This window comes from Polyangium sp. 15x6, from assembly GCF_029960785.1.
In the GTDB taxonomy this organism is placed as follows: domain Bacteria; phylum Myxococcota_A; class Polyangia; order Polyangiales; family Polyangiaceae; genus Polyangium.
On sequence record NZ_JASBQE010000006.1, the window covers coordinates 150082 to 175016 of the forward strand.

Here is a 24935-nt window from a genome sequence, read left to right on the forward strand (position 1 = left end):
CTCGGCCCCTGACCTGACCTACAAAAGGCCTTGCAAACGACGTCGTCGAACCGCGCCCCCGACTAGTTGCCACCGAGCCGCGTGACCAGCGTCTGCGCGGTCTCGCACTCGGTCTTGAAGCTCGCCGCCTTCGCGCCCTTGCATGCCCGGGCGGTGAAGCCCTTGAGCATCTGGACGGCTTCCTGCGTCCTCGGCGGCGTGAGCTGCGCGTAAGTGCTGCCCAAGCTGAAGAGAATCTGCACCGACTCCGGGCCTTCGTTGCCCGCGACCGCCTTCGCTGCTTCGAGCTCCGTCACCATCTCCGGGAGCGACCCGCGATCCTGGTGAACCTGCGAGAGCAGCACGTGCACACCGAAGAGAGTCTTGTCGCCGGGCTTCGCGAAGTTCTTCGCTTCCTTGAGCACCTGCTCGGCCTCCTTCGTGTATCCAAGGCGGATGTAGAGATCCGCGAGCGCCGTATAGTAACGGATCTCGGTCGGATTGTGCTCGGCCGCCTTGGTGTAGTTCTCGAGCGCCTTCTGCTCGTCGTCGGTCCAGAGGAACACGTTGCCGAGCTGGTGGTAGCAGTCAGCGAAGTTCGGATCGTTCTCGATGCACTTCTGGTACGGCTCTTTCGCCTCGTCGTACGAGATCGTCTTCTTCTTCGCCTGCATCTCGAGCGCGTACGCGCGCTCGAACCAGTAGTTCGCGAACTTCGGCGCGAGCTGCGTGGCGCGGCTCAAGGTCGACGCGGTCTTGTCCCACTCCTCCTTTTTTTTGTAGGCCATCGCGAGCTTGTAAAAGATCCGATGGTTCGTGGGATCGAGCTTGGTCGCCTGCTCGTACTTCGTGGCAGCGCCCTCCGGGTTCAGCGCGACCTCTTTGTCCGCCTGGTTTGCGAGGATCACGGCTTCCTGCCGGTTCCGGCTGCACCCGAGCCCCAACATGCTCGAGACCACGAGACAGGACGCCATCACCATTGCGCCAAGCTTCATTGCTTCGCTCACCTTTCTCTCGGAGCCGGCTCCGCCGCTCCTCGCGTCACCCGCGCGTGGAGAGGGCCACGGCAGCCCCACCCGCACGAAGCACGCACATAAGTCCTCGAACTTGCAGCCCAAATTGCCGCCCAGGCACAGGACGAGACGTTCTCTTGCGCGCCGAGAATAGGCGGATGGCGCGACGAAAGTCCAGTTGGATTGTGCCCATCTCCCAAAGCGCCAAGCGTCCAGGCGTACTCGGGAGGCCCGGACGCTCCCCCCGCGAGCGCCGATGCTCGTCGACAAAAACACGAAGCCCCGCGAGCTCGTGACTCGCGGGGCAACGCTTCCGATTCAGACCGACGTCAGCCGCCAGGGCTGAACATGATCGGGTACACGACGGTCACGATGCCGCCTTCCGGCTGCGGGAAGGACAGACCGTAGAACGCGCGGACCACACACGACACCACGCCGCCATCCGGCATGTCCGAGCCGCCGTTGCCCACGTTCGACACCGCGCCGTCACGACCGATGACGAAGCGCACCGCCACGCGGCCCTGGAGGTTCGGGTTGTTCCGCAGGCCGTTCTCGTAGCAGAGGCGGAAACGACCGAAGTTCTGGCGCACGATACGCTGGATGACCTCGGGCGGGAGGCGACCGCTCACGCTCGTGGCGCCCATGCGCACCTGCGGCGGCTTCGTGCGGTGCGACCCCGACAATCGGCCGTGACCGGAGCCGAAGCCCTGACCCGTGCCGGTGCCCGCGCCGTGGCCGATCGTGCCGATCGAGCCGAGACCGATACCCTCGCCGCGGCCACCGCCGCCCTCGCCGATACCGGACAAACCGAGGCCGCCCGCGCCGAACGAGTCGCCGATGTTGTCACCCCACATGTTGCCGCGGGCCGACAGCGCGTCGTTGCCGAGCGAGTCGTCGCGGCCCCAGGGCGCCGTCGGCGCATTCGGATCACCACCGGCGCCCGAGTTGAGCAGACCGATCATGCCGAACTCCGCCGCGTCACGCAGCGCTGCCTGCCGCGCGATGTGCGGATCGGCGTTGTCCTGCGGACCCTGCACGCCGTACCGATTGCCCGACGCCTTGGTGTTCGGGTTACCCATGGAACCCTCTTCACCCTTGGCGCGCGTGCCCGTGCCGCCTTCCTTGTTGTCGGCGGCGTTGTCGGCGACCTGCTCGGTCTCCTTCTCCTCCATCTCCTTTTCGGCGGCCGCGTTGAGGAACTGCTGGATCATGAACTTTTGATCGTCCGAGACCCCGTCCTCGTCCGTGGCGCCGAGCGGCGGCATGAAGAACGCCATCGCCGCGAGAAGCCCGAGATGCACGGCCATCGAGAGGCCGTGATAGAGGTAGTTCGTCGTATCGAGCTGCACGTGCCCCGCGACCACGCGGCCCGCGTTCACCGTCGACACCTGGAAGATCAGGCCGTCCACCTCGATGCGCGCCTTCGAGCCCGGCGGCAGCGAGACCTGGAACGCGCCCGAGAGCTCCGAGCAGGGCTGCGTCTTGCCGCTGTCGATCGCCTGCTGCACGGTCATCTTCGGCTGGCCCGCGAGTTCGATCGTGCCCTTCGCGCGGGGCAGGAGCACCACCGAAACCGACCCGCCCTTGTCCGCGAGCACCACCGGCGCGCGCGTCGTGCCGATCTTCTCTTGGGGCACGAAGTAATCGCACTTGAAGTTCTTGCTCTCCTCCTCGCCCACGTAGAACGAGCGCGGCGGCGTCAGGTGCGAGACGTGCAGGATCATCTGATCCCACATGATCATCACTTCGACGGACGCGGAGGGCGTCTCGACTTCTTCGTTCGGGACGTCGGGGCCGCTCTTGACGAGCTGGTACGTGTACGAGCCCTCGGGCGCATCGTGCGGCACATCATCGTGCGAAGGCGGCTTCGGCTGCGCGAAGGGGTTGTTCATGCCGAACGGGTCGCCGCCGCCGCCGCCGAACGGGCTCGGTGCCGCCGCGGGAGCGCCCGCGAACGGGTTGCCGCCGGCCGCCGCGAACGGGTTTGCCGCCGGAGCCGCGCCGAACGGGTTTGCCGCCGGAGCCGCGGCAAACGGATTACCGGGCGCCTTCGCCGCGCCACCCGCGACCGCCACCGGCTCGGCCTTCTCGAGCACGATCTTCGTGCCGCCGATCTGGAGCTGATCGTTCGCCTTGATCTTGACCTTGTTGACCCGGGCGCCGTTCACGAGCGTCCCCGGCTCGTTGCCGAGGTCGATCAGCGTGATGTCCTCGGGCGACGCCACCTCGATGACGGCGTGCATGCGCGAGGCCAGCTCGTCGTCGACGCGCAGATGGCTCTTCGGGTCCTTTCCAACCTTGACGATGTCCTGCGTCACCGTCTCTCGACGCACGAGCGCTTCATTCTGGTAGAGCGCGAACGTGAGCGCGACCTTCTGCTTGCCTTCCATCGTGAGCCAGCCTTCCCTGCCTTTTGCGTCCCGCCGTCGCCCGAGGCGACCAGAAACCCCGGGTTCGGGGCATCGAATATTACTCAGGGGCCCGCGCGCCTTCCCAGAAAGGCGATAGGGTCCTTGGATTCATCGCTGCGGCCCCGCGATCGCGCTCCCGCGACCGCTCGAAACCGCAGCTCGAGCCCCCCCACGAGCCCCCGAGCCTTCTCAGAGATTCTCGACCGACTTCAGCATCTCCGGCACGAACGACGTGCGCGGACGGATCAGGGTCGTCCGAACCGGACCGGGACGAACGCGGATCGTCGCGTCGTTCGGACCGAAGCCACCGGCGTTGAGGGGATCGTCGGTGAACTCGTAGCCGTACCCCTCGTCCTTCTTCCCACCGCCGCCAGCCTTGCCCTGGGCAAACGCGAACGACGTCACGAGAAGAACGCCGACACCAGCGACCAGCGCAGCACCCAAACGCGTTGACCTCTTCATCTTCAAGCCTCCTCGCAAGTCTTCGCCGTATTTTCAGTCACATCGTACCGTCCCCGAAGGGACGTGGTCAACGGGATCCGAGCCAGGTTTCGTTCGAGACTCTCTCGTCCTGGCCCGAAAAGACACCCCGCATGACCCAAGGTTCCCGGAGGATCAAAAAAAAGCCCGCGGCGCCGTCTCGGGCACCGCGGGCCTCTCCCTCACTGAGGCGGCGTACCACCCTCGGGCGGCTTCGCCTCGCCGCCCTCCTCGGTGCCCTTGGCCTCTGCCTCGGCGGCGCGGTTCTTCGCCTCCGCCTCGGCCGCCTTGCGCTCCGCCTCGGTCTGCTTGTTGAAGTCGATGATCTGCTGGATCTCTTCCATGCGCTCCTTCGAGCGCTTCACCGCATCCGCATACTCCGGCGCGCTCCCAGCCTTGGCGATGAACTCGCCGAAGAGCTGCTTCGCCGCGAGGAGCATCGGCTCGGCGTCCTTGCCGCCCGACTTCGCCTTGTACTCCTGCGTGAGGATCGCGTCGTTGTAGTACGTCTCCGCGCGCTCCGGAGCGAGCTTCTTCGCCTCCGCAAGCTCGGCCGCGGCCGCCGCGACCATCTTGTCGAAGTTCGTATCGTCGATCTGACCACGAAGCGCGAGCGCGAGCCCGAGGTGCGCGTCGTAGTCGTTCGGCCGCATCTTCAGCGCGGCGCGATACGCCTCCTCCGCCTGCGCGAACCCGCGGAAGCTCAGGTTCACGGCGGCGAAGTTCATCTGCGCCTCGTAGAAGGTCGGGTCGAGCTTACGCGCCGTATTGAAGGCGCTGACCGCGCCGTTCAGGTTGCTGAGCTCGACCTGGATCATGCCGGCCGTGTTGTGGATCGGCGCGTAGTTCGGGTTCTTGCGGATGGCCTGCGAGCAGACCAGAGCCGCGAGATCCAGCGCCTGCGTGTCGATCTTCTTCTCCTTGCTGACGTTCGTCGCGACGCCCTTCTTGGAGGAACGACCCGCCTTCACCTTCGCCGATTCCATGTAGATCAGCGCGAGCAGATTGAACGCCGGCAGATACCCGTCATCGACGGCCAGCGCGCTCTGCGCGTAGCGCTTCGCGTTCTGCAGGTCCGTGCGACCATCCTTGTCCGCCTGCGTGTTGTTGCGCTTCATGTGCAACATGCCGAGCTGAACGAGGCCCTCGACGTTCTGGAACCGCGCGTCGACGACGGCCGCCTGATAAAGCTCATTGATCGTCTGATCGATGGCCTTCTCCTGCGACTCGGCGAACGAGTAGATCGCAAGCTGCACCCGCGCGCGGTGGAACTTCGGATCCGCGTCGAGCGCCTTCTTGAAATTCTCCTTCGCTTTCGCGTCCTGCTTGCAGCGCTGATACGAGACGCCCGCGTTGTAGATCGCCTCGACCAGCGTCTTGCCGCTCTGCTCGTCGGCGGCATCGAGGAAGATCTCCGCCGTCTGCTGGCAAGTGGCCTCGGTCCAGTCACGGGCCTTGTCGTGCTTCGTGAAGGCCTCGAGACCGTCCTTGTACTTGTTCGCCGCGGCCACGGAGACCGCGTTGCCCTTGCTGTCGACGATCGCCGCGCCGGTCTTGGGATCCACCGCGGGCTTGCCGCCCGTTCCCCCTCCCCCGCCGCCGCAACCAACTGCGGCGGAGAGGGCAGCCGTCGCCACAAGAATTGAAAATCTCTTCATGGCTCGCTCCCTTAGTTCTTCTTGGTGGTGGCGCCCTCGATGGCGGCCTTCTCGGGTGACGTGCCCGGCTTCGTCTCGGCGGGCTTGTCACCCGTCGCCGGCGCCGCGGGCTTGTTCTCGGCGGGCGGCGGCGTGTCGCTCGGCGGCGCGAACGCCGTACCATCGAGGTTCACGGGCTGCGCGCGATCGCTGAGGCCCGAGTTCACCCGCGACGGCGAACCACGGAACTCGTCGATGAGGTGGTACTCGGCGCCGTAGTTCTTCGACAGCCACACCTCGCAGGCACGCGAGTACTCATCGAAGAACTGATACTTGACCGAGTAGTCGAGGCACTTCTTGAACGCGGCCTTGGCGGACTGCTTCTGCGGCTCGCTCGCCTCGTCGAGCTTCGCGTAGTACTCACCGCGGAGCTCGGCGTAGCTGAGGTCCGTACCCGGCACCATTCCGTTGCCCTTCCACTCCTTCGGGATGGGCGCGGCGCGGAACTCGGCGACGAACTTGCTCCACATCGTACCGACGCGCGAACCGGCGGCGATGACCCAGCGAGGCGGAGGCAGCGGCTCGAGGTTGACGATCTTGACGTACTCGTTCGAGGCTTCCTCGATGGCCGGCCGCTTCTTCTTGATCCAGTCCATGACCTTCGTGTTGATGTGCTTCATCACATCGTCACGCTGGCCGGAGCCCTTGTATTCGGGGAACCGGATCTTATCGACTTCCTTCCTCTTCAGCTCCGCGAAGAAGAAGAGCGCCTCGCCGACGGCCGTCAGCGACTTGCCGAGACGGCGAATCTTCTCTTCCTCGCTCCCGCCGATGGCGTCGAGCTTCTTGAGCGCGGCCTGCGGATCCTTCCAGTAACCGCGGACCTTGTTGTACTCGGGCGCCGCGCTCGAGGGGTTGTTGATCTTCGTGAAGACCCGCGCGAGCAACGCGTGCGCCTGGATCTGCACGTCGAACGTCGCGTTGCGATCGATCTGGCCCATCGCGGAGCTGAGCCGCCGCCGCGCGCCGTCCCAGTCTTCCTTGTCGATGTAGTGAGAGCCGATGGCGAACGCGATCTTCGCGGCCTCGGTCGGCTTCTGCGACCCGTAGTTCTTGTTGAAGAGGTCGGCGTCCTTGATCGCCTGATCCTCTTGACCAAGACCGAGACGGAGCACGACGGCGTCCTGAAGCGCCTCGGCCGCCTTGTCCATCTTCGGGTTCTCGCGCGAGAAACGCTCGTACCAGTTCGCCGCCTCGTCGTAGACCGCGATCGCCTGGTAGTTACCGCCGATCTCGTAGATCGACTTCCTGGCGAGCTCGGTCTTGTCGAGGTTGTACTTCGGGTTCAAAAGGATCTGACGCGCCGTGATCGATTTCGCGATGAGGCGCGCAGCCTGGAACGCGCGGGCCGCGTTGTAGAGGATCTCCTCGCTCTTCTCGCAGGAGGCTTCCTTCTTCTCGCACGCCGCCTCGCCGTACTTCTTCCACAGGTCCATGTAGGCCTGGGCGCCGCGCTCATACATCTTGATCGTGTCGACGCCCTGGCCACCAGCGTCCGCCGACTCGATGAGCTTCTGCGCGCGCAGACGCTCGATGTCACGCTGGATGCGCGTGAGGATCCCGCACTGCTCGGCGTTCTCCTTCTCCTTGCCGCCCTTGCAGTACAGGTCGATGAACTTGGGCACGTCCTCTGCCATGTTGTCGTAGCAGGACGGCCGCGCCGGCTCGGAGTTCGAGCCGAGGATGTTGAGCGACTCGAGGTAGAGCTGCGTCGCGTAGATGCCCACGTCCTTGTCGGAGTGGTTCACCGCGACGTCGCGGAACGCGAACGCCGCCTCCTCCCAGTGCTGCGCCTCGAAGTACGTGCGGGCGCGCGCGTACTTGACCTCGACGTAGTTCTCCTGGGCTTCCTTGTCGTTCTCCGGCGGCTTGATGTAGCAGATGTACCGGTTGAACGCGGTCAGCATGCCCTTCTGGTTGTCGGTGAAATCCTTCGGGGCGTACTTGGCCTTCTCGGACTTCTTGTCGCCCTTCTTGCCACCGTCCGCAGCGCTCGGGAGTTGGCCGGTGCCCTTCTTGTCCGAGCCGTCCTTGTGCGTCTCGGTATAGATGTTCTGGTAGCAGAGCACCGCAGCGAACGCGGCCTCGGGCGCGAGCGGGCCGCTCGGATCCTCCGCGACGACCGAGTCGAAGGCCGGGCCGCACTTGGCCCAGTCCTTGTTGAAGTACGCGAGGTCGGCCATCGCGTACTTGATCTTGAAGATGTTCGGCCAGTCTTCCTTGACGATGCGCGGGAACTCGAAGCGCGCGAACTGCTCCTGCTTGAAGTTCTGCACGACGCGCTCGTAGAGCAGCGTCGCGAGCGTCATCGTCTTCTTGTCGCCCGTGCCGCGCACGCCACCCGAGCCGACGGCCTCGAGGTGCCACGCCATCGCGGTCTCCGTGAGAAGACCCGCGGTCGAGTTCGAGCACTTGAGCTTCATGTCATCGGGGTGCCCCTCGGCGACGAACTTGTTGTGCACCTCGAGCATCTGATCGAGCTCGGCCTTGATCGAGTCCTTGTTACCGGACTTCATGGCGAGCGTGGCCTCGGTGATGTGGCCCTGGTACTTGCAGAACTTCGGGCCACGATCGCGGACCATGAGGTCCTTGTAGAGCTCGATGCCTTCCTTGTAGTGGCCGGTGTCGAGGTAGTTCTGGCCGAGATCGTCGAGCATCTTGAGCGTCTTCTCGTTGTTGACGCCCGTGTCGCCCGAGAGCGGCTTGAAGAAGTCGTGCGCGGCCTTCGGCGCAGCCGCGAGCGCGTACACCGGGATGATGTCGCGCCGCGCGGAGTTCGCGAGTTCCTTCGCGTTCGGCAGCTGCTGGTACTGCATGCCGTACTCGATGGTCTTCTTGAACTCGGAGAGCGCCTTCGGGAACTCACCCTGGTTCCAGTACACGTAGCCGAGCTTGTAGTGCGCGTAGCCCCAGACCTTGTTGTCCGGTGCCGGGTACTTCGTGACCTCCTGGTACGACTGCTCCGCGAGCTGCCACTTGGAGGGATCGCCCTGCGCCTCGTTGAAGAAGAGCTCGCCGAACGCGAGGTACGCGTTCGGGATGAACTTCGACTGCGGCCAGTTCTGGATCAGCTCGAAGTAGACCTTGCGCGCTTGATCGAGCTGGTTGGCCTGCTCGTACTCGTACGCGAGGTAGTAGAGCACCTCGTCCGTGCAGCCCGTGCTCTTCGTCGGATCCTGCGCGTTCGAGCTCTGGCACCACTTCGGGTAGCCGTTCTTCAGCAGCGTGTAGTACTTGATCGCCTGCTGCCGCGCGGCGACGAGGATCTTGTCGGCCTTCGCCGCCTCGTCACGGAACCCCTTCTCCGCCTTGGGGTTCTTGCGCTTCGCCTCGTCGGCGTTGATGCTCTGCTCGGTCTTGTCGCGGAACGCGGCCGACTCGAGCTCGACGTACCCCTCGGCCAGACGCCGCATCAGCTTCGGGCGATCGGGCGCGTTTTTCGGGGTGTTCGAGAAGAGGCTCTCGAGGCCCTGGATCTCGGTGATGAGCAGCTGGCGCGAGCGCGCCGCCAGCCGGTTGCGACGCTCGTCGCGCTGCGCGGCGTTCATCGACGCCGTCGGATTCGTCGGCTTGAGCTGGTCGTCCCGCTTCTTCAGCTGAACGCCCTGCGGCGCCGACTTGAAGCTCATCGCCGGCTTCTTGCCAGCGCTCTGCTTGAGCGACCCGCCGGGGCACTGCGCCAGCGAGTCCTTGGCTTGCTGCGTGATGCATTCATCGGCGGCCGACGCCGGGCCCGTCGCGACGGCGGCGGTGAAAAGTGCTGCTGCGCCCGTCACGAGACGGAGCCTCCGCAGCGCACTCACGTTGGACTGCTTCATCGTCGTCATCTCCTCAACTGATAACTCGCAACCCGGAGGCGGCTTTGCCGCAATCCCCCCGGGGCGGCGCAACTCGTCGCCGCCCCCTCGGGCCTCCCGCTACTTGCCGCACTTCGACGTGACGACCTGCCGGTAGAAACCGAGCTCGTCGCGCCAGTACTCGCCGTTGAACGGCCACAGAACGTGCTCGTCGTCCGGCTTGACGACGCCGAACACGAGCGCTTCTTCCTTCGTGAGCTGGCCGCTCACGACCTCTTGATCGAGCTTGTTTCGCTCGGCAGCCGTGATGTCGATGAGGATCTTCGAGGCATCGCGGAGGTGCTCGTTGAGCTCGTCGAGGTAACGCTGGTAGCGCTCCCGCGCGAGGGTGCCGGCGTTGCGCACCGCGAGATCACGAGCGAGCGAAAGCGCGTCCGTCACGTCGCCACCGACGGGCGAGTTGCGGAACGCAGCCGGCGCCTTCTTGTACCGAGCGTCCTCCTCGTCGAGCACGCGCACGTACTCGAGGTTGCGGAGGAGCTGGCGATCCGAGAGCGCGTTCTCGACGATCGGCTTGACCGTCGGCGAGAGCGCCGCCTTGCCCGCGCGCACGTCCTTCAAGAAGTCGAAGAACTTCGTCTCCGCGTCCTCGCCCTTGAACCGATTGAGGATCGCCTCGAGCTCCTTCTTGATCGGCTCGTAGCGCTTGCGCATGCGCGCCACGATCGTCGTCGCATCCTGGTACTGGCAGATCGTGAACGAGATGACTGCCTTGAGGATGTCCGCCTCCGGATAGAAGGCGTTCGGGAAGTACGGCGACTCGATCGTGTGGATGTTGCCGAGCGCGTGCGGGTAATCGCCGGCCATGAAGTACGCCCACGACTGCTCGAAGAGCGCGTCGAGCCAGTACTCGCTGCCCACGTCGACGCGGTTCCAGTACTTGACGGCCGCGCTGAGCTTGTTGCCGTCGACCCTCGGGACGCTGTTGTCGTCGAGGCGGATCGACGCCGAGTAGTACGTGCGCGCCATCGAGAGGAACGCGAGATCGCGCATGCGGCTCTCGTCCTCGACGCCCTCCACGCCCTCGTCGAGCGCCCGCACGATCTGCTGGAACGACTTCACCGCGGGCACCGACTTGCGGAGCTGCACGTTCGAGATGCCCGTGAAGAACTGGGCCTGAACGTAGTACTTGCTCTTCGCGTCGACCTTCTCGAAGAGGCCGATGGCCTCCTCGTAGTTGCGGTTGCGGTACTTGTACCGGCCGAGCAGGTAGTTGAGCTGCCAGTAGAGATCACGCTGCTGCGGGTTGTTGAACCGCGCGACCTGCTCGCTCTTGTACTTGCCGACGCGCTCGATGATGTCGGCAGGCTCGGGGAGTTGCGTGGCGAGCTTCGACAACCAGAGCAGCGTCTCGTTGAACTTGAGGTGATTCGTCTTGTCCGCGATCTCGGAGAAGATCGCGTAGCTCGCCTGGTAAAACTGCAGGCGATAAAGCGCGATCGCGAGGTGATACTGCGCGATCTGCTTGTTGCCCTCGTCGTCACCCGTCTCGCCGTCGACGACGCGCTTCAGGAGCAGCGCTGATTCGCTCCATCGCTCCGCGTCGAACAGCCGCTTTGCTTGCGCCGCTTCCTCGGTCATCTGGCCCGCGGTCACGGGGCCATCGGCCTCGTCCTCGAGCTCGATCTCCTTCGGAGCGGCCTTCTTGTCGTTCTTCTTGGCGTCGCCAGCCTTCGCTGCAGGCGCCGCCGGAGCCTTGCCCTGCTGGGCAAAAGCCGTCGGCGCTGCGAGCATGGCAGATGCAAGAAGACAGAGAGTAGCCAGCCCTTTCCGCATTCGTCGTTCCTCGTCGTTCGGAGGTTGAGGTCGATGAAGGCGACCCGAACCGGCCCAAATACCGTTCGTCGAGCGGCTGGATCCGCAGTGGACGGGGCCCTTCGCAGTCGCGGCTCCCGGCGTTCCGTGACCGGGAGCGATGACCAAAAACTTCAATGAGAATCAGCGGATACTTGCGTCTGGCCGCGGATGGTAAAATTATGACGGTTGGCTTGTCAAGCGGCGGTTTCCTAGCGCTGCGCGGTCCAGGTGCCGCTTCCGACACCTCTCCAGGGAGTGCCTTGGGGCGCGCCAAGGACCCGTCGGGATCCCGGGTCGATCACCGGCCAGGCCCGGACCGACACCCCCCCATGGACGAAAACCGGCGGTAGTCCGTCGGGTTGTGCATCGAGAGGTTGACGGTCCGTCGCCCCTTCGATTAGCGTCCTCGCTGCTGGCGTCGTTCGCCGAGTTCTCGATGCGGACGCGCGGGCGGCGCGTCGCGCTCGCGCGCCCCGCATGGAGCAGGGGCGCCCCGGCCCAAGGAGCACGATCTGATGACCCGTTCGATCCTGTCCGGCATGCTTGGTCTGATCAGCGTACTCGCCCTGGGCGGCCTCCCGGTCGCCTGTCAGAGCGGCGGCGTCGGGGACCCCTGCATCCCCGAAGACGAGTACAAAACCGACTTCGCCGGCTTCAAAGTGACCGAGGAGAACATCGAGTCGCGCTCCTTCCAGTGCCAGACCCGTATCTGCCTCGTGAACCACTTCCAGGGCCGCGTGAGCTGCCCTTATGGGCAGACGAAGCCCGCAGCTGGCGGCGTTGCCACGAACGGCTGCCAGACGTCCACCTCGACGGCGGACGACGCGAACAAGGCCTGCTGCATCCCCGGCACCGACACGGTGATCGAGGCCGAGGTCTGCGGTCAGTGCGCGGCCGACTCGCAGCGTGACGCGGCGCAAGCCGTGTACTGCTCGTGCCGATGCGGCGTCGCCGATGGCGAGCCGCCGGATCCGAACTTCAACTTCTGCGAGTGCCCCACCGGCTACTCGTGCGAGCAGATCCGCCCGAACGTGGGTCTCGGCGACCCGCTGCTCACGGGCAAGTACTGCATCAAGCAGGACACGAAGTTCGTCACCGAAGGCACCTGCGGCACGGTCAAGGGTCACTACAACGCGACCCAGTGCAAGGGCGTCGGCTTCACGACCGATAGCTGAAACGAGCCGCGACGCGCACGCCCGTGACGCGTCCTCCTCGTCGTCCGCTCGTTCCCTCCACAGCCTCCCCTTCCCCTGACGTCCGAGTCCTTCGGCCGCGCGACGCGCGTCATCGCGTAGGCGCGCGCGCCGAAGACGCGGCCGCGGATCACTTCGTCCGCATGGGATGCACGATCCTCGGCCGCAACGTGCGCGTGGGGCGCGCCGAGATCGATCTGCTCGTCCGCGACGGCGTCGTGATCATGATCGTCGAGGTGCGCACGCGTGGTTCACGCAGCTACCAGCGCGCGCTCGACAGCATCGACGCACGAAAGCGCGCGCGCCTTCGCGCTGCGGGACAACAGCTCTGGACGTCGAGGTTTGTCCGAGACGAGACGATCGAGCGCATGCGCTTCGACGCGGTCGCCGTCACGTTCACGCCCGACGGCGATCCGCTCGTCGAGCACATCAAAGCAGCGTTCTGATCGGAGTGTATGAAGTGCGGCGTCGCGTGATCCGCGCGATCACGTCGACGCGCAATCGTGGAGACGTCAGCCGTCGATCTGGGCCTGCATCTCGGTGCGCAGCTTCTTCAACATCGCCACGCCGTCACTCGAAGCATCCGCTTCCATGCGCGCGATCGCGGCGTCGATCTGCGCGATCTCGCGCGTCTTCTGCTCGCGGAGGTTTCCGAGCATCTGCTCGAACGACTCGAAGAAGTCCTGCATCTCGTCGCCTTTGCGCAGGCGCTCGCGCAGAGCGAGGTGGCCTTCGCCGACGCGACCGAACATGCGCTTCATCTTGAACACGGGCCCCGCGACCTTGTGCGTGACGACGATCCCCGCGACCCAGATGCACGCGACGAGGAAGCCGAGCGCGAGCACGAGGCCGAGGATCAAATTGCGCTGCTGCTCCTCCACCGCGGCCGCTTGACGTTCGAGTTCGGCGGCTCGCTGCTTCAGGGAGTCCGCGTCCTTTTCGAGGCTCGCTTGCTCTTCCTTGAGCTTCGCCGCGTCGTTCTCCGCGTCCTTGCCGAACTGCTTCGCGAGCTCGGGCGCATCTTCGTACGCCTTCGCGATGTTCATCTTGACGAGCTCGTCGTTCTTCTTCCGCTCGGCGAGCGCGAGCTGCCCGCGCTTCACCGTCTCCTGCCCCTGCGTGACGAGCGCCTTTTGCTGCACGACGGCCTGGCGGCTCTGATCGATCAGCTTGTTGCTCGTCCACCACAGGACCGCGCCGAGGAGGAGGGAGACGACGAGCGCGATCGCCGCGAGAAAGCCCGCGTATTTGAGCTGGAAGCGCTTGTCGAGGAGGAAGTTGCGAATGCGGCGCTGCTGGCGGCCGCTCGTGGCGGCGGGCGGGGTGACAGAAGCCTCGCTCATCGGGGACCTTGCGCGTCTCTTGGCACGGCGCGTGGTGTTTGCCCGAGGGGTCGCGCCGCGCCGGATCCGCTCCCCTCTCGCTGCGATATCACAGCGACGCGACGATCTTCGCGAAGCTGTCGATGGCGTTCTCCACGCACATCTTCATGAGCACGTTTTCGCTCTGCACGTCGGTCTTGGGCGTGTCGGATTGCGTGAGCTTCGGCGAGAACTCGCCCTGAAGCGCCTTGCCCGGGTACGTCCACATGCTCACGCGCACGATCTGCGTGAGGTTTCCATTCTCGTACACCGGCGGCTCGACGCTGGCGATGAGATAAAAGCCCTTCAACTTTTTGCCGTTGACGACCTTGCCGCCTTGTGCCGCCGTCTCGCCCTTGGGCGCGACGGCATACCCGGACTTGGCGAGGATCTTCGTCTGCATCGCCGAGCGCACGATCGTCTCGATCTCGGCCGCGGGTCGCTTCGTCTTGTTCGAGATCTCGATCGCCACGTAGTACTTCGTGTCGGGGCCGGGAGGCGGAGGCGCGGCCACGCCGCCGCTCTTCAGCGTGTCGATCGATTTCTGCATCTGCGTCTTCGCGGAGGCGACCTTCTCGTTCTTGATCGCAGATTGCAGACACGGCAGGCCCGCGGGCTTGCCGAGCTTGCCGAGCGCGGCCGCCGCGGCGACCTTCACCGAGTCGTTGCTGTCCGCGAGTGCGTCGCAGAGAGGCTTGACGGCGGCGTCGTCCCCCGACGCGCCGAGCGCGAGCGCAGCCTGCGTTCGCACACGAAAATCTTCACTCGTCTTGAGCTGCTGGACGAGATAGCCGGTACGAGGATCCGCTCGCACGACCTCGGGGGTCAGGACGAACAACGAGAGGGCCGCGACGACGGGGACGCTCTTTCGCATTCGAGCTCCGAAGATACACGATGCGCCCCGGCGAATGGAGAAAGCTGGCGTCGAATCGGAGGTCGTGGAGTTCTCGAGCACGCGATCACCCGTCTTCTTCATCCTGCACCTCACCCGTACCTCGACGCAGAGCGGCACGACTCGGTCGCTCCACCCAAGGAGCGACCTCGACCATTCGAGATCCGCCGCGTCTGTCACGCGCGGAGGAACCGTGGAGGCTTGGACGTGCCTCGACCGAGCTCGCTTCAACGCGCGGCCTGACCATGACATCGGCGGAAGCGCTGGTCGCGCGGGGCGATCCCGCATATAGGAAGGGGATGTCCCGCAGCCGAGGTGCCAAGGCGAGAGCCTCGTCGCGCCCGCTGTGCGCGCTCGTCTCCTTGCTGTTCCTGCTCCTCTCCGCGTCCGCGATCGCGCAGACCCGAGGATCCGGGGGCGTGATTCGCATCCAGGTGCGAGGCGGCGCGCAGATCAGCGCAGCCGCGACGGTCGAACCGTCCGGCACGATCGTCCGAGGCGAGCTGCTCGACGACGCAGGCGCCGCCGTGGCCGGCGCGACGATCACGCTCCGCGCGATCGCAGACGGCGGCTCGGCCGTCAACCTACCGACGCCCTCGACGTGTGACGCGACGGCACGAAGGTCGCGACGGTCCGTTCGCCTGATCGGCACGGACGCCTACGAGGTGCAGACCGACGATCGGGGAGCGTTCTGCGTGCGCGCCGGCGCGCCGATCGGACAAGCGTCGATCAAGCTCCGCTTCGAAGGCGACGAGCTGCGCGATCCAGCCGAGAGCGTGGTCCGCCTCGACGCAGCCGACGCGCCGCTCGCGCGCACGATCCTCCGCTTCGAACCTGCGCCCGACGTGATCGATCTCGATCGCGAGAACGTACTGCTCACGGGATCGCTGCGCGTCGATCGCACCGGGTCGTCCCGCTCCACCACCACGCGGCGTGAGGGGCTCGCGATCAAGCTCGAGGACGAACGCGGCGAGCGCATCGCTGAGGGGCAGACGGGCGGCGATGGACGCGTGCGCTTCGAGATCCCGAGCGCGTCGTTCCCCGGTCCCGGATCGGGCGAGCTGCGCCTGCGCTTCGAAGGCACGACGACGCTCGCGAAGGCGACGACGACGCAGCCGATCGTGAGGCGCGCCGAGGTGCGGCTCGCGCTCGCGCACCCCGTCGACGCGGCAGATCCGGAGGACGGCGTCGGGATCGACGTGGATGTCACGACGTCGCGAGGCCCGGTGACGGGCGGCGTGGTCGAGGCGCTGCGAGGGAGCGAGAGCGTGGGCGCGGGCGCGGTGCAGGGCGGCAAGGCGCACGTCATCGCTTCGTTCGCGCTCGAGCGTGCCGGCGTCGTGCCGTTGACGCTGCGGTACGTGCCCGCCGCGCCTTTCTACAAGTCGGGGGCGAACCTCCAGGTCGACGTGAACGTCAAGGGGCCAGGCATCGCGCGGCAGCTCGTGATCGCGATCGTGGTGCTCGCAGTGACGGCGTGGATCGTCTTCGGCTGGCGGCGCGCGCCGATGCCACCGAAGAAGGACGAGGACGACGAAGCGCATCCCGTGCCCTCGGGACGCGCCGGCGTCGAAGTCGTACGAGCGTCGACGGGACAGGGTGGTTATCGTGGCTCAGTGCTCGACGCGCACGATGGAATCCCGATCGCCGGCGCGCGGCTCGCCGTGGTGGCGCCCGCGTTCCAAGGCGATGGTGTCATCGCGCGCGCGACCGCCGACGAACGTGGAACCTTCGTGCTGGATGTGCCCTATCGCAGCGATGCGCGCCTCGTGATCGAAGCGGACGAGCACAGCAGGTACGAGCAGGCGCTCCCTCCGCCGGGGGTGCTCCGCGTCGCCCTGATCACCCGCCGCCGCACGCTGCTCGAGCGGCTCGTGAAATGGGCGCGCCGCACCGGAGCGCCTTTCGACATGCAACCCGAGCCGACCCCCGGACACGTACGGCGGGCGGCTTTCCGCGCGAACAACGCGGAGATCGAGTCCTGGGCGCGAGCCCTCGAGCAAGCTGCCTACGGCTCCTCCGTCGTCGACGAGGGGGTCGAAGCGGCGCTCCTCAACGACGAACCCAGAGGCGGCCGAAAGCCGGCGGGATGACATGGACCGCCACCGCCTCCCCCACCCGTGCGCTCCCTTTGCCCTCGCGTGCAGAGCACACACGTTGACGTACGGGTACCGTCCCATATAGTCGCGAACCAGTTCGCGGACCGCTGGAGAACGCACATCGTGGACCCCCTCTACATCGTCATCGGTCTCGTGGTCGTGGCGCTGGCCGTTTACTTCCTGTTCATCAGGAAGCCGGAAGCGCCCAAGAAGCTCGAGACGCCGCCGGAGCCGAAGAAGCTCCCGGAGAAAAAGGCGCCCGAGCGTGAAGAGCCGGCCAGGGCCGCGGGGAAACCCGCGAAGGAGGAGCCGAAGCAGGCTGCTCCGGCAAAGGCCAAGCCGGCCGAAGAGGCCAAGGAGGCCAAGAAGGAGGAGAAGAAGGCTGCCGAGCCTGCGCCGGCCGTCGTCGAGAAGCAGCCCGAGCCCGCGCCCGTCGCGAAGGAGCCCGAGGCCAAGCAGCCCGAGCCCGCGTCCGTGCAAGCTCCGACGCCCGTCGCCGAGCCCGCGCCGAAGCCTGCAGAGGCTCCTGCGATCAAGCCCGTGTCGATCGCGGCGCGCGAGCTGCCTGCGCCGTCGGCTCCGCGCAAGAAGGACGTCGAAGGTCTGCGCCGTGGGCTCACGAAGGCGCGCGAGAGCGAGGGCTTCTTCGGTCGCCTGAAGGCGCTCTTCGTCGGCCGCAGCGAGGTCGATCCTGGGCTCGTCGATCAGATCGAGGAGGTGCTTCTCACTTCCGACGTCGGCGTGAAGACGACCGAGGCGCTGCTCGAAGAGATCCGCACGGGCATCAAGGAGAAGAAGCTCGTCAAGGACGAGCAGGTCTGGGATGCCTTGCGTCGTCGCGCGCGTGAGCTCCTCGGTGGCAGCGGCGGCAGCATCAAGTTCCCCGCGCGTCCCACGGTGGTGATGTTCGTGGGCGTCAACGGCGCGGGCAAGACGACGACGATCGGCAAGCTCGCGACCAAGCTCAAGGCCGAAGGCAGGACCGTCGTGCTCGCTGCGGGCGACACGTTCCGCGCGGCGGCGGTGCAGCAGCTCGTCGTGTGGGGCAAGCGCGTCGGCTGCGAAGTCGTGAGCGGCAAGGATGGAGCGAACCCGGGCGCGGTCATCTACGACGCGATCCAGAAGGCCGCGGAGATCGGCGCCGACGTCGTGCTCGCCGACACGGCGGGTCGCTTGCACACGAAGACAAACCTGATGGACGAGCTCAAGAAGGTCGCGCGCACGATCGACAAGGCGCTGCCCGGAGCTCCGCACGAGACGCTCCTCGTGCTCGATGCGACGAACGGTCAGAACGCGCTGCAACAGGCGGCGATGTTCAAGGAGGCGCTGCCGCTCTCGGGCATCGTGCTGACGAAGCTCGATGGCACGGCGAAGGGTGGCGTCGTGCTCGGCATCTGCGCGGAGCATGCGCTGCCGGTGCGCTACATCGGCATCGGCGAGCGTCCCGACGAGCTGCGTGACTTCAACGCAGACGAGTTTGTCGAAGCCCTGCTCGGTCAGACCGACGAGTCAACGGACGCGGCGGCGTGAACCTCTGCGCCGAGCACGAAACAAGCGCGACGGGGCCCCGACCGGGATCGGAGACGGGGCCACGTCGTGCACGTTTCGGACGGACGGCGCAAAAATTGCGGATATTGTTTGATTTTCTTGCTCGTTCGCGAGCGTCTCGTGGTTGGATGGGCGTGGATCGTGTCGCTGCGCTGGCAGCCGGGACGGTCCTGCCCGATCCGATCTCGGGAAGAGAAACCGATTTGGTTGTTGATTCCCAGATTTTACGCGTGATATAGTCCGTCCCGCTTGTCGGTAGACCGTTTTTTTGAATGAAGTCGCGCAGTTAGACTTGTACGGACGGACCGGACCGATCGATGCTCACGTCGCACGGACTGCGGAAGGGATGGCGATGAACCAGGTTCGCGTGGGGCTCCTCGTGGCGGCTGCGCTGCTGGCCATGCCGTTGACGGCGGCAGCGCAACCGAAGAAGGATCAACCGAAGGAGATCAACCTCGACGACGAGGGAGCCGAGAAGCCTGCTGAAGCGCCCGCCGAGGGCGAGGCTGCCGGCACCGGCGAGGGTGAGGGCGAGACTCCTGGCGGCGAGGGTGAAGGCCTCGGGGACATCTGTAAGATCGATCCCTCGGCCTGCCCGAGCATCAACATGGATGAGGCCGCGAAGCGGGACATCAACGCTGAGATGTACGCGGTGCAGCAGATCTACGCGCTGCGCCGGTTCCGCTTCGAGATCACGCCCTACTTCGGGATCACGATGAACGACCAGTTCGTCGCGCACCCCGCGCCCGGGCTCGGTCTCAACTTCTACATCACGAACGTGCTCGCGGTCGGGGTCAACGGCAACTTCTACGCCGGACTGAACTCGCCCTCGAACTTCAACTTCCAGACGAGCCGCGCGGCGCGCGTCGGTATTCCGATCACGGAGTACGCCTGGAACGCGAACGCGAACTTCTCGTACGTGCCTGCGTACGGCAAGTTCGCCGGGTTCGGCGACTTCATCTTCCACTACGACTTCTACGTGCTCGGTGGCGTAGGTGCGATCGCTACGCGCCCGATCGCCGTCGTCGATCCCGACAACCGCACGTTCGAGTTCAAGCCTCGGCTGTCGTTCCACGTCGGCGGCGGGCTCCGCATCTTCTTCAACCGATGGTTCGCGGTCGTGGCGGAGCTCAGCGACTACATCTTCTTCGACGAGCTCGAGAACCCGGGTATCGCGATCGGCAACGACGTCAACGGCAATCCGAAAGCACAGGATCCGACGACTTGGACCGCGCCCGAGACGAGCTTCACCAACAACGTCCAGGCACAGGTCGGGTTTTCGGTCTTCCTGCCGTTCAGCTGGGAATACCGGCTGCCCAAGTGAGCCGAGGGGCAGCGAGGCGTGCAAGGAACATCCGGGACGATTCAGCCAAGTACGGGGACATGCATGATGCGTCGATTCGTGAATAGCCTTTGCGCGTCTCGCCTGCTCCGCAGGGGCATGCTCGCGGCGCTCACGGGATGTGCAGCGCTCGCCATGAGCGCAGGTGCCGAAGCGCAGGAGATTCAGCTCACGGGTCCCCTCGCGGGGGCCCCGGCCGTACGGAAGTTGCGCCTGCATCGCGCGGGCCGCATCGAAATTACGCCGAGCGCCTCCTTCACACTGCTCGACGAGTACCAGCGCACGATCATGCCAGGTCTGCGCGTGATGTACCACCCGACCGACTGGCTCGGGGTCGGCCTCTGGGGCGGCTACGGCATCCAGTCGACGACGTCGCTCACCGACGAGCTGCAGGTGAAGGCGATCGACGAGCGGAACTGCCCTGCGGACTCGAACACGGCGACCGATACGGCCTGCAAGCTGACGGCCGTCAACCTGACCCGCGGCAACCTCGCCCAGGATCAGCTCGGCCGCATGCAGTGGGTCGCGGCGCCGCAGATCACGGTCGTTCCGTTCCGCGGCAAGCTGTCGCTGTTCGCGGCGCTCTTCGTCGACACCGACATCAGCTTCTTCGTCGGTCCGGCGGTCATCGGCGTGCAGGAGCGCAAGCCCTGCGGCAAGGACAACGACGGCAACACTCTCGCCGATACCCCGTGCGCGTCCCAGGGCTCGTTCGAGCTCGAGAGCCGCATCGCCTTCGCGCCCACGTTCGGCGTCGGCTGGAACTTCTACCCGACGTCGTTCTTCGGCTTCGGCGCGGAGTGGAGGGCGCTGCCCTTCGCGTGGAACACGTCCGGCTTCGACAACGCCGGCGCGGGCAACGACGAGGCCTTCCCCGACACCGCGGTCAACAACAAAGATCGGCAGTTCCGCATGAACAGCATGATCTCCGTCAACCTGATGTTCTCCCTCCCCATGAAGGTGAAGAACAGCGACTGACGAAGACGAAGCCGGCTGCACCACAGCCGATGACACGCCCCGGGATGCAGGCGGCCGAGACGGAGACCCAAAGCTCCGCGACGTCGCAAGCATCACGGGGCGTGCCGCTTTCGAAGCCCCGCTGGCAGGGGCAGCGTGCTCGGCAAGAGGTCGAGCACTTGCTTTGTCCCTGGCGAGGGCCTATGCGAAGCCTGCTCCAGCCCTCCCCCTGCCGGGCCGGAGCGCGAGGTAGAGGTGGGCATTTTCGACTTCCTCCGTAGCAAGGGCGCGAAGAGCGCGCCTCCGTCGGGCAACGCGCCCGCCGTCGACAAGAAGATCGCCGGGCCGGCCAAGGTCGTCGCGGACAAACGCGCCCAGACCTACGACCGCCTGGAGGCCATTCAGGCCCTCGTCGACATGAAGACGCCGGAGGCAGCCGCCGCGCTCCTCAAGCGCTTCAACTTCACGATCGATCCGTCGATCACCGACGCCGAAGAGAAGGATCTCGCGTTCCGGGGCATCGTCGCCGCAGGCAAGGACGTCGTGCCCGCGGTCATCGAGTTCTGCACGAAGGCCGAGGCGCTGACGTGGCCGCTCAAGGTGCTCGATGCCGTGCTCGACGATGACGCGTACCGCGAAGAGCTGCTCGATCTGCTCGAGGGCTTCGACACCGAGTACGCGCGCAACGTCGAGCCGAAGATCCAGATCATCCAGGCGCTCGAAGAGGTCGTGCACGAGGACGTGCGCACGGCGGTGGAGCGCTTCTTCGAGGATGTCAACGAGACCGTGCGCTTCCACGCGGTGCAGACGACGTTCGCGCAGGCGATGCCCGAGAGCGTCAAGCCGCTCATCGAGCTGCTCGTGAACGAGGAGTCGGTCCGCGTGAAGAACAAGGTCGCCGAAGGCCTGCTCGTGCGCGGCTGGGCGATCCCCGAGGATCGTAGGGATGCCGTCGCCGACGCACTCGGCGACACCGGCGGCTACACCGTCGGCGACGGCGGCAAGATCGTGAAGCGTTCGCTCCGCTTCGGTTGATCCAAACGCGTAGCAGATTGCGCGCCTCCCCGGCGCGCTCGAGCACCAAGACCGCCCTTCGTCCGTGTTGACAGCGCGGGCCACGCTGAAAGAGGATCCGCGTTGCCCCGGCATGTTCGGGGTGTGTCGACGGCCCAGCGGCAGCCGCGCGAACACCGCGCACGCTCCCCGGCACCACTCGACGGAAAGCGAGCATCCCAGGCGTGAGGGGACATCGATCGACGCGCCTTCCGCACGTGGTTGCATCCGGGCTCGCCGCTCTTGCCACGGCGATCACCGTGCATCCGCGTGACGCGCGTGCCCTCGACTTCGAGGTGCAGAGCGACACCGCAGCGCAGGCGTACCAAGTCGCGAGCCCGTGGGGCGATACGATCCTCGATCGGCGTCGCCTCATGCAGAGTTTGTCGCTCGGCGTGTACAACCTGCAGGGCGACCACGTCCCGGGGCGCGCTGATTTTTCGGTCGTGCTCCGGGTGCGCCTCGACGCCGACTTCGGGATCAACGGCCACCTCGGCGACGCCGATCGCGGCGGCGAGACGAGCTACCTGACCGAGGCGGGCCCCGGCGTGCGCTTCGTGCCGGGCCTGCAGCAGGCGCCGATCGATCTCATGTACGCGTACGTCGAGGGTCGAAACCTCGTGAACGGCTGGCTCGGCTTCCGCGCGGGCCGGCAGTACGTCGTCGACTCGCTCGGCTGGTGGTCGTTCGACGGCGCGCTCGCGCGCGTGACGACGCCGTACTTCGTGCAGGCCGAGTTCTACGGCGGGCTCGAGCAGCGCGGCGGGCTCCCGCTGTCGACGTCGCGCTACGAGCGGCCGGGCGTTTGGCGCGGCAACCACGCGGGCTTCGGCACCGCGAGCGATCAGCCGAGCGTGACGGACTACCCTTCGTATCAGTACACGCAGCCCGCGCCCGCGTTCGGCGTCGCGCTCGAGAGCAACGGGCCGAGCTGGATCCACGGGCGGCTCTCGTATCGACGCGTCTACAACATGGGCACGTCGGTGACGCAGCAGTTCCCCGATCCGACGGGCGGTTATCGCACCGCGAACGGGCTGCGCGTGTCGCAGGATCGGCTGGGCTACGCGCTCGATCTCAACAAGAGCGATCTCGGCGCGATCAAGGGCGGCTTCACGTACGACTTCTACAACCAGATCGTCGGCTCGTATTACGGCGGGGTCGAGGCGTACCTGGGCAAACGCGCGACCGTGGGCGCGGACATCGACTACTTCGTGCCGACCTTCGACGCGGACTCGATCTTCAACTGGTTCACGAAGAGCCCCATCACGACGGCGACGGCGCGCGTCTGGGTCGCGCCGACGCAGAGGCTCGATCTCTCGGCCTACGGCGGCGTGCGCATCTGGATGGCCGACGGCGATCCCGAGACGTTCGGCACGGAGCAGTGCCGTGCCTCCGGGCTCTGCAGCGGCGATCAGGAGATCGATCCGGCGAACTCGAAGACCTTCACCCGCGATCCTGACAACCGCGCGACCTCGTCGACGATCGACGCGCTCGCGAACGTGTCCGGTCGATATCGCTTCGGCACGGGCGAGGTGGGGCTGCGCGGCATGATGCAGGCAGGCGCGCGTGGGCACACGGGAGGCGCGGATCTCTCGGGCGAGAAGCGCTTCGACGGAGGGCGTTATCGCGTGGGTGGGCGCGTCTCGCTCTACGACTGGAACGACCCGCTGCGGCCCGATCGCGGCGCGACGTCGTTCGGCTACGTCCTCGGCGCGGGCGTCCGGCCCGTGCAACAAGCCGACCTGCGGATCGAGTGGGAGCACGACATGAACCGGCTCGTCGGGCAGCGCTTCCGCATCGTGGCGCTCCTCAACTTGAGGCTCGGCGGATGATGATGAACGCCTCCAAGCGACGCGCAGAGAGCGCACGCAAGACGCGGCGGCCGAACGGCCGACCGCTGCCGGGATGGCTCGCCTTCGTAGCGTGCCTGTCGGCCCTCGTCCTCGGCCTCGTGGGGCCCGATGCGTCCGCTCGAGCGGCCGACGATGCGCCTCCCGCGGAGCCCGCCGCGCCCCCGGCGCCGCCTCCGGGTGGCTACAAGAGCGGGCTCCATCCGATGCCGAACGACGCGGAGACGCCGCTCGCGTTCATGCCTCCGGGCAGCGCGGCGAGCCCCGTGCCGAGCGAGGAGATCTACCCGCCGCAGACGATCACGATCCGCTTCAACCACAAGAAGCACACGAAGGATCTCAAGCAGACCTGCAAGTCGTGCCACGCGGCCGCGTACACGAGCGACAAGGTCGCCGATCGGCTCATGCCGAAGGCCGAGCAGTGCGACGCCTGTCACGACGTCGATCACTCGGACCTCAACGCCGTGAAGGCCGGCACGGACGCGAACGGGCAGTGCGTCTTCTGCCACATCGGCGACAAGGCGGGCGAGAAGGGCACGGTCGCGCCGATGGTGCTGCCGAACGCGAACCTCGTGTTCACGCACAAGAAGCACCTCGACCGGAACATCCAGTGCGGGCAGTGCCACGGGCAGGTGGGCGAGCTCGAGCTCGCGACGCGTGATCAGCTCCCGCGCATGTCCGGCTGCTTTGCTTGCCACAACATGAGCGGCGCGGCGCAGGGCCAGGCGAAGGGCGCGTGCACGACGTGCCACACGGCCCGGAACGACGGCCGCATGATCACGAGCTTCACGACGGGCAACCTCGTGCCGCCGCAGTGGATGCACAACGCGGCGCACACGCCCGACTTCATCGAGCGGCACAAGGCGGTCGCCGCGAACGACAGCGCCTTCTGCGGGAGCTGCCACACGACGAACGAGTGCACCGACTGCCACGACGGCCGCGTCCGTCCCCGCAAGGTCCACCCGAACGACTGGCTCTCGATCCACGCCCAGTCCGCGCGGCAGGACAACCCGCGCTGCGCGAGCTGCCATCAGGCCCAGACGTTCTGCGCCGACTGCCACCGCCGCGTCGGCGTCGCGCGCGACACCGCGAGCGGAAACCGCCTCGCGGGCCGCCGCTTCCATCCGCCCGCCGCGGAGTTCACGACCGCGCCGCGCGGGCCGAACCATCACGCGTGGGAGGCGATGCGGAACTTGAACGCCTGCGTGTCCTGTCACACGGAGCGTGACTGTGCGACGTGCCACGCGACGAAGGGCCTCTCCGGCGGGCATGGCGTGAACCCGCACCCGCTCGGTTTCCGGGACAAATGCGGCGCTGCGTTCGCGAGAAACCCGCGTCCGTGCCTCGTTTGCCACCAGTCGAGCGACCCGCTCGTGAGGGCGTGCCAATGAAAGGCCAACATCCGT

The 24935-nt window shown here is 66.3% G+C and carries 17 protein-coding genes; 9 read left to right on the plus strand and 8 right to left on the minus strand.

Annotation, left to right across the window (positions count from 1 at the left end):
* Window positions 1–62 precede the first annotated feature (62 nt).
* The 6 genes from QHF83_RS07160 to QHF83_RS07185 all read right to left on the minus strand — a co-directional run bounded on the left by QHF83_RS07160 (window position 63) and on the right by QHF83_RS07185 (window position 11171).
* Window positions 63–974 (minus strand): tetratricopeptide repeat protein, encoded by a 912-nt coding sequence (locus tag QHF83_RS07160; protein ID WP_282417005.1) that lies wholly within the window; start codon window positions 972–974, stop codon window positions 63–65.
* 347 nt (window positions 975–1321) lie between these two features.
* Entirely contained in the window at window positions 1322–3382 is a 2061-nt protein-coding gene (locus QHF83_RS07165) for an AgmX/PglI C-terminal domain-containing protein (RefSeq protein ID WP_282417006.1), read from the minus strand.
* A 210-nt stretch (window positions 3383–3592) separates the two neighbouring features.
* Window positions 3593–3865: a hypothetical protein gene (locus tag QHF83_RS07170; RefSeq protein WP_281318204.1), complete on the minus strand. Its 273-nt coding sequence runs from the start codon at window positions 3863–3865 to the stop codon at window positions 3593–3595.
* A 200-nt stretch (window positions 3866–4065) separates the two neighbouring features.
* Window positions 4066–5541 carry a hypothetical protein gene (locus QHF83_RS07175; RefSeq protein WP_282417007.1) on the minus strand — a complete coding sequence of 492 codons (1476 nt, stop codon included), beginning with the start codon at window positions 5539–5541 and terminating at the stop codon, window positions 4066–4068.
* A gap of 11 nt (window positions 5542–5552) precedes the next feature.
* Window positions 5553–9398 (minus strand): hypothetical protein, encoded by a 3846-nt coding sequence (locus QHF83_RS07180; protein ID WP_282417008.1) that lies wholly within the window; start codon window positions 9396–9398, stop codon window positions 5553–5555.
* Window positions 9399–9497: 99 nt separating this feature from the next.
* Window positions 9498–11171: a hypothetical protein gene (locus QHF83_RS07185; RefSeq protein WP_282417009.1), complete on the minus strand. Its 1674-nt coding sequence runs from the start codon at window positions 11169–11171 to the stop codon at window positions 9498–9500.
* Between the two features lie 578 nt (window positions 11172–11749).
* Between QHF83_RS07185 and QHF83_RS07190 the strand changes: the two genes are divergently transcribed.
* Both QHF83_RS07190 and QHF83_RS07195 read left to right on the plus strand, forming a co-directional pair.
* On the plus strand, window positions 11750–12409 hold the full coding sequence (locus QHF83_RS07190; RefSeq protein ID WP_282417010.1) for a hypothetical protein: 660 nt from the start codon (window positions 11750–11752) through the stop codon (window positions 12407–12409).
* Window positions 12410–12432: 23 nt separating this feature from the next.
* Entirely contained in the window at window positions 12433–12873 is a 441-nt protein-coding gene (locus tag QHF83_RS07195) for a YraN family protein (RefSeq protein WP_282417011.1), read from the plus strand.
* Window positions 12874–12939: 66 nt separating this feature from the next.
* Here QHF83_RS07195 and QHF83_RS07200 read toward each other — a convergent pair whose 3' ends face one another.
* Both QHF83_RS07200 and QHF83_RS07205 read right to left on the minus strand, forming a co-directional pair.
* Window positions 12940–13770 (minus strand): HAMP domain-containing protein, encoded by an 831-nt coding sequence (locus QHF83_RS07200; protein WP_282417012.1) that lies wholly within the window; start codon window positions 13768–13770, stop codon window positions 12940–12942.
* A gap of 88 nt (window positions 13771–13858) precedes the next feature.
* Window positions 13859–14662 (minus strand): HEAT repeat domain-containing protein, encoded by an 804-nt coding sequence (locus QHF83_RS07205; protein WP_282417013.1) that lies wholly within the window; start codon window positions 14660–14662, stop codon window positions 13859–13861.
* Between the two features lie 317 nt (window positions 14663–14979).
* Here QHF83_RS07205 and QHF83_RS07210 point away from each other — a divergent pair, with 317 nt between their 5' ends.
* The 7 genes from QHF83_RS07210 (at window position 14980) to QHF83_RS07240 (ending at window position 24920) form a co-directional block, all read left to right on the plus strand.
* Window positions 14980–16773: a carboxypeptidase regulatory-like domain-containing protein gene (locus QHF83_RS07210; RefSeq protein ID WP_282417014.1), complete on the plus strand. Its 1794-nt coding sequence runs from the start codon at window positions 14980–14982 to the stop codon at window positions 16771–16773.
* A 129-nt stretch (window positions 16774–16902) separates the two neighbouring features.
* Complete coding sequence (gene ftsY, locus QHF83_RS07215; RefSeq protein WP_282417015.1) at window positions 16903–18309, plus strand: signal recognition particle-docking protein FtsY; 1407 nt, start codon at window positions 16903–16905, stop codon at window positions 18307–18309.
* 370 nt (window positions 18310–18679) lie between these two features.
* On the plus strand, window positions 18680–19651 hold the full coding sequence (locus QHF83_RS07220; RefSeq protein WP_282417016.1) for an outer membrane beta-barrel domain-containing protein: 972 nt from the start codon (window positions 18680–18682) through the stop codon (window positions 19649–19651).
* A 63-nt stretch (window positions 19652–19714) separates the two neighbouring features.
* The gene (locus QHF83_RS07225; protein ID WP_282417017.1) at window positions 19715–20647 is read left to right on the plus strand and encodes a hypothetical protein; all 933 of its coding nucleotides are present in this window, start codon (window positions 19715–19717) and stop codon (window positions 20645–20647) included.
* 234 nt (window positions 20648–20881) lie between these two features.
* Window positions 20882–21661 (plus strand): HEAT repeat domain-containing protein, encoded by a 780-nt coding sequence (locus QHF83_RS07230; RefSeq protein ID WP_282417018.1) that lies wholly within the window; start codon window positions 20882–20884, stop codon window positions 21659–21661.
* 203 nt (window positions 21662–21864) lie between these two features.
* Entirely contained in the window at window positions 21865–23511 is a 1647-nt protein-coding gene (locus tag QHF83_RS07235) for a hypothetical protein (RefSeq protein ID WP_282417019.1), read from the plus strand.
* Complete coding sequence (locus QHF83_RS07240) at window positions 23508–24920, plus strand: cytochrome c3 family protein (protein ID WP_282417020.1); 1413 nt, start codon at window positions 23508–23510, stop codon at window positions 24918–24920. The genes QHF83_RS07235 and QHF83_RS07240 overlap by 4 nt, the downstream gene beginning before the upstream one ends.
* Window positions 24921–24935: the final 15 nt, after the last annotated feature.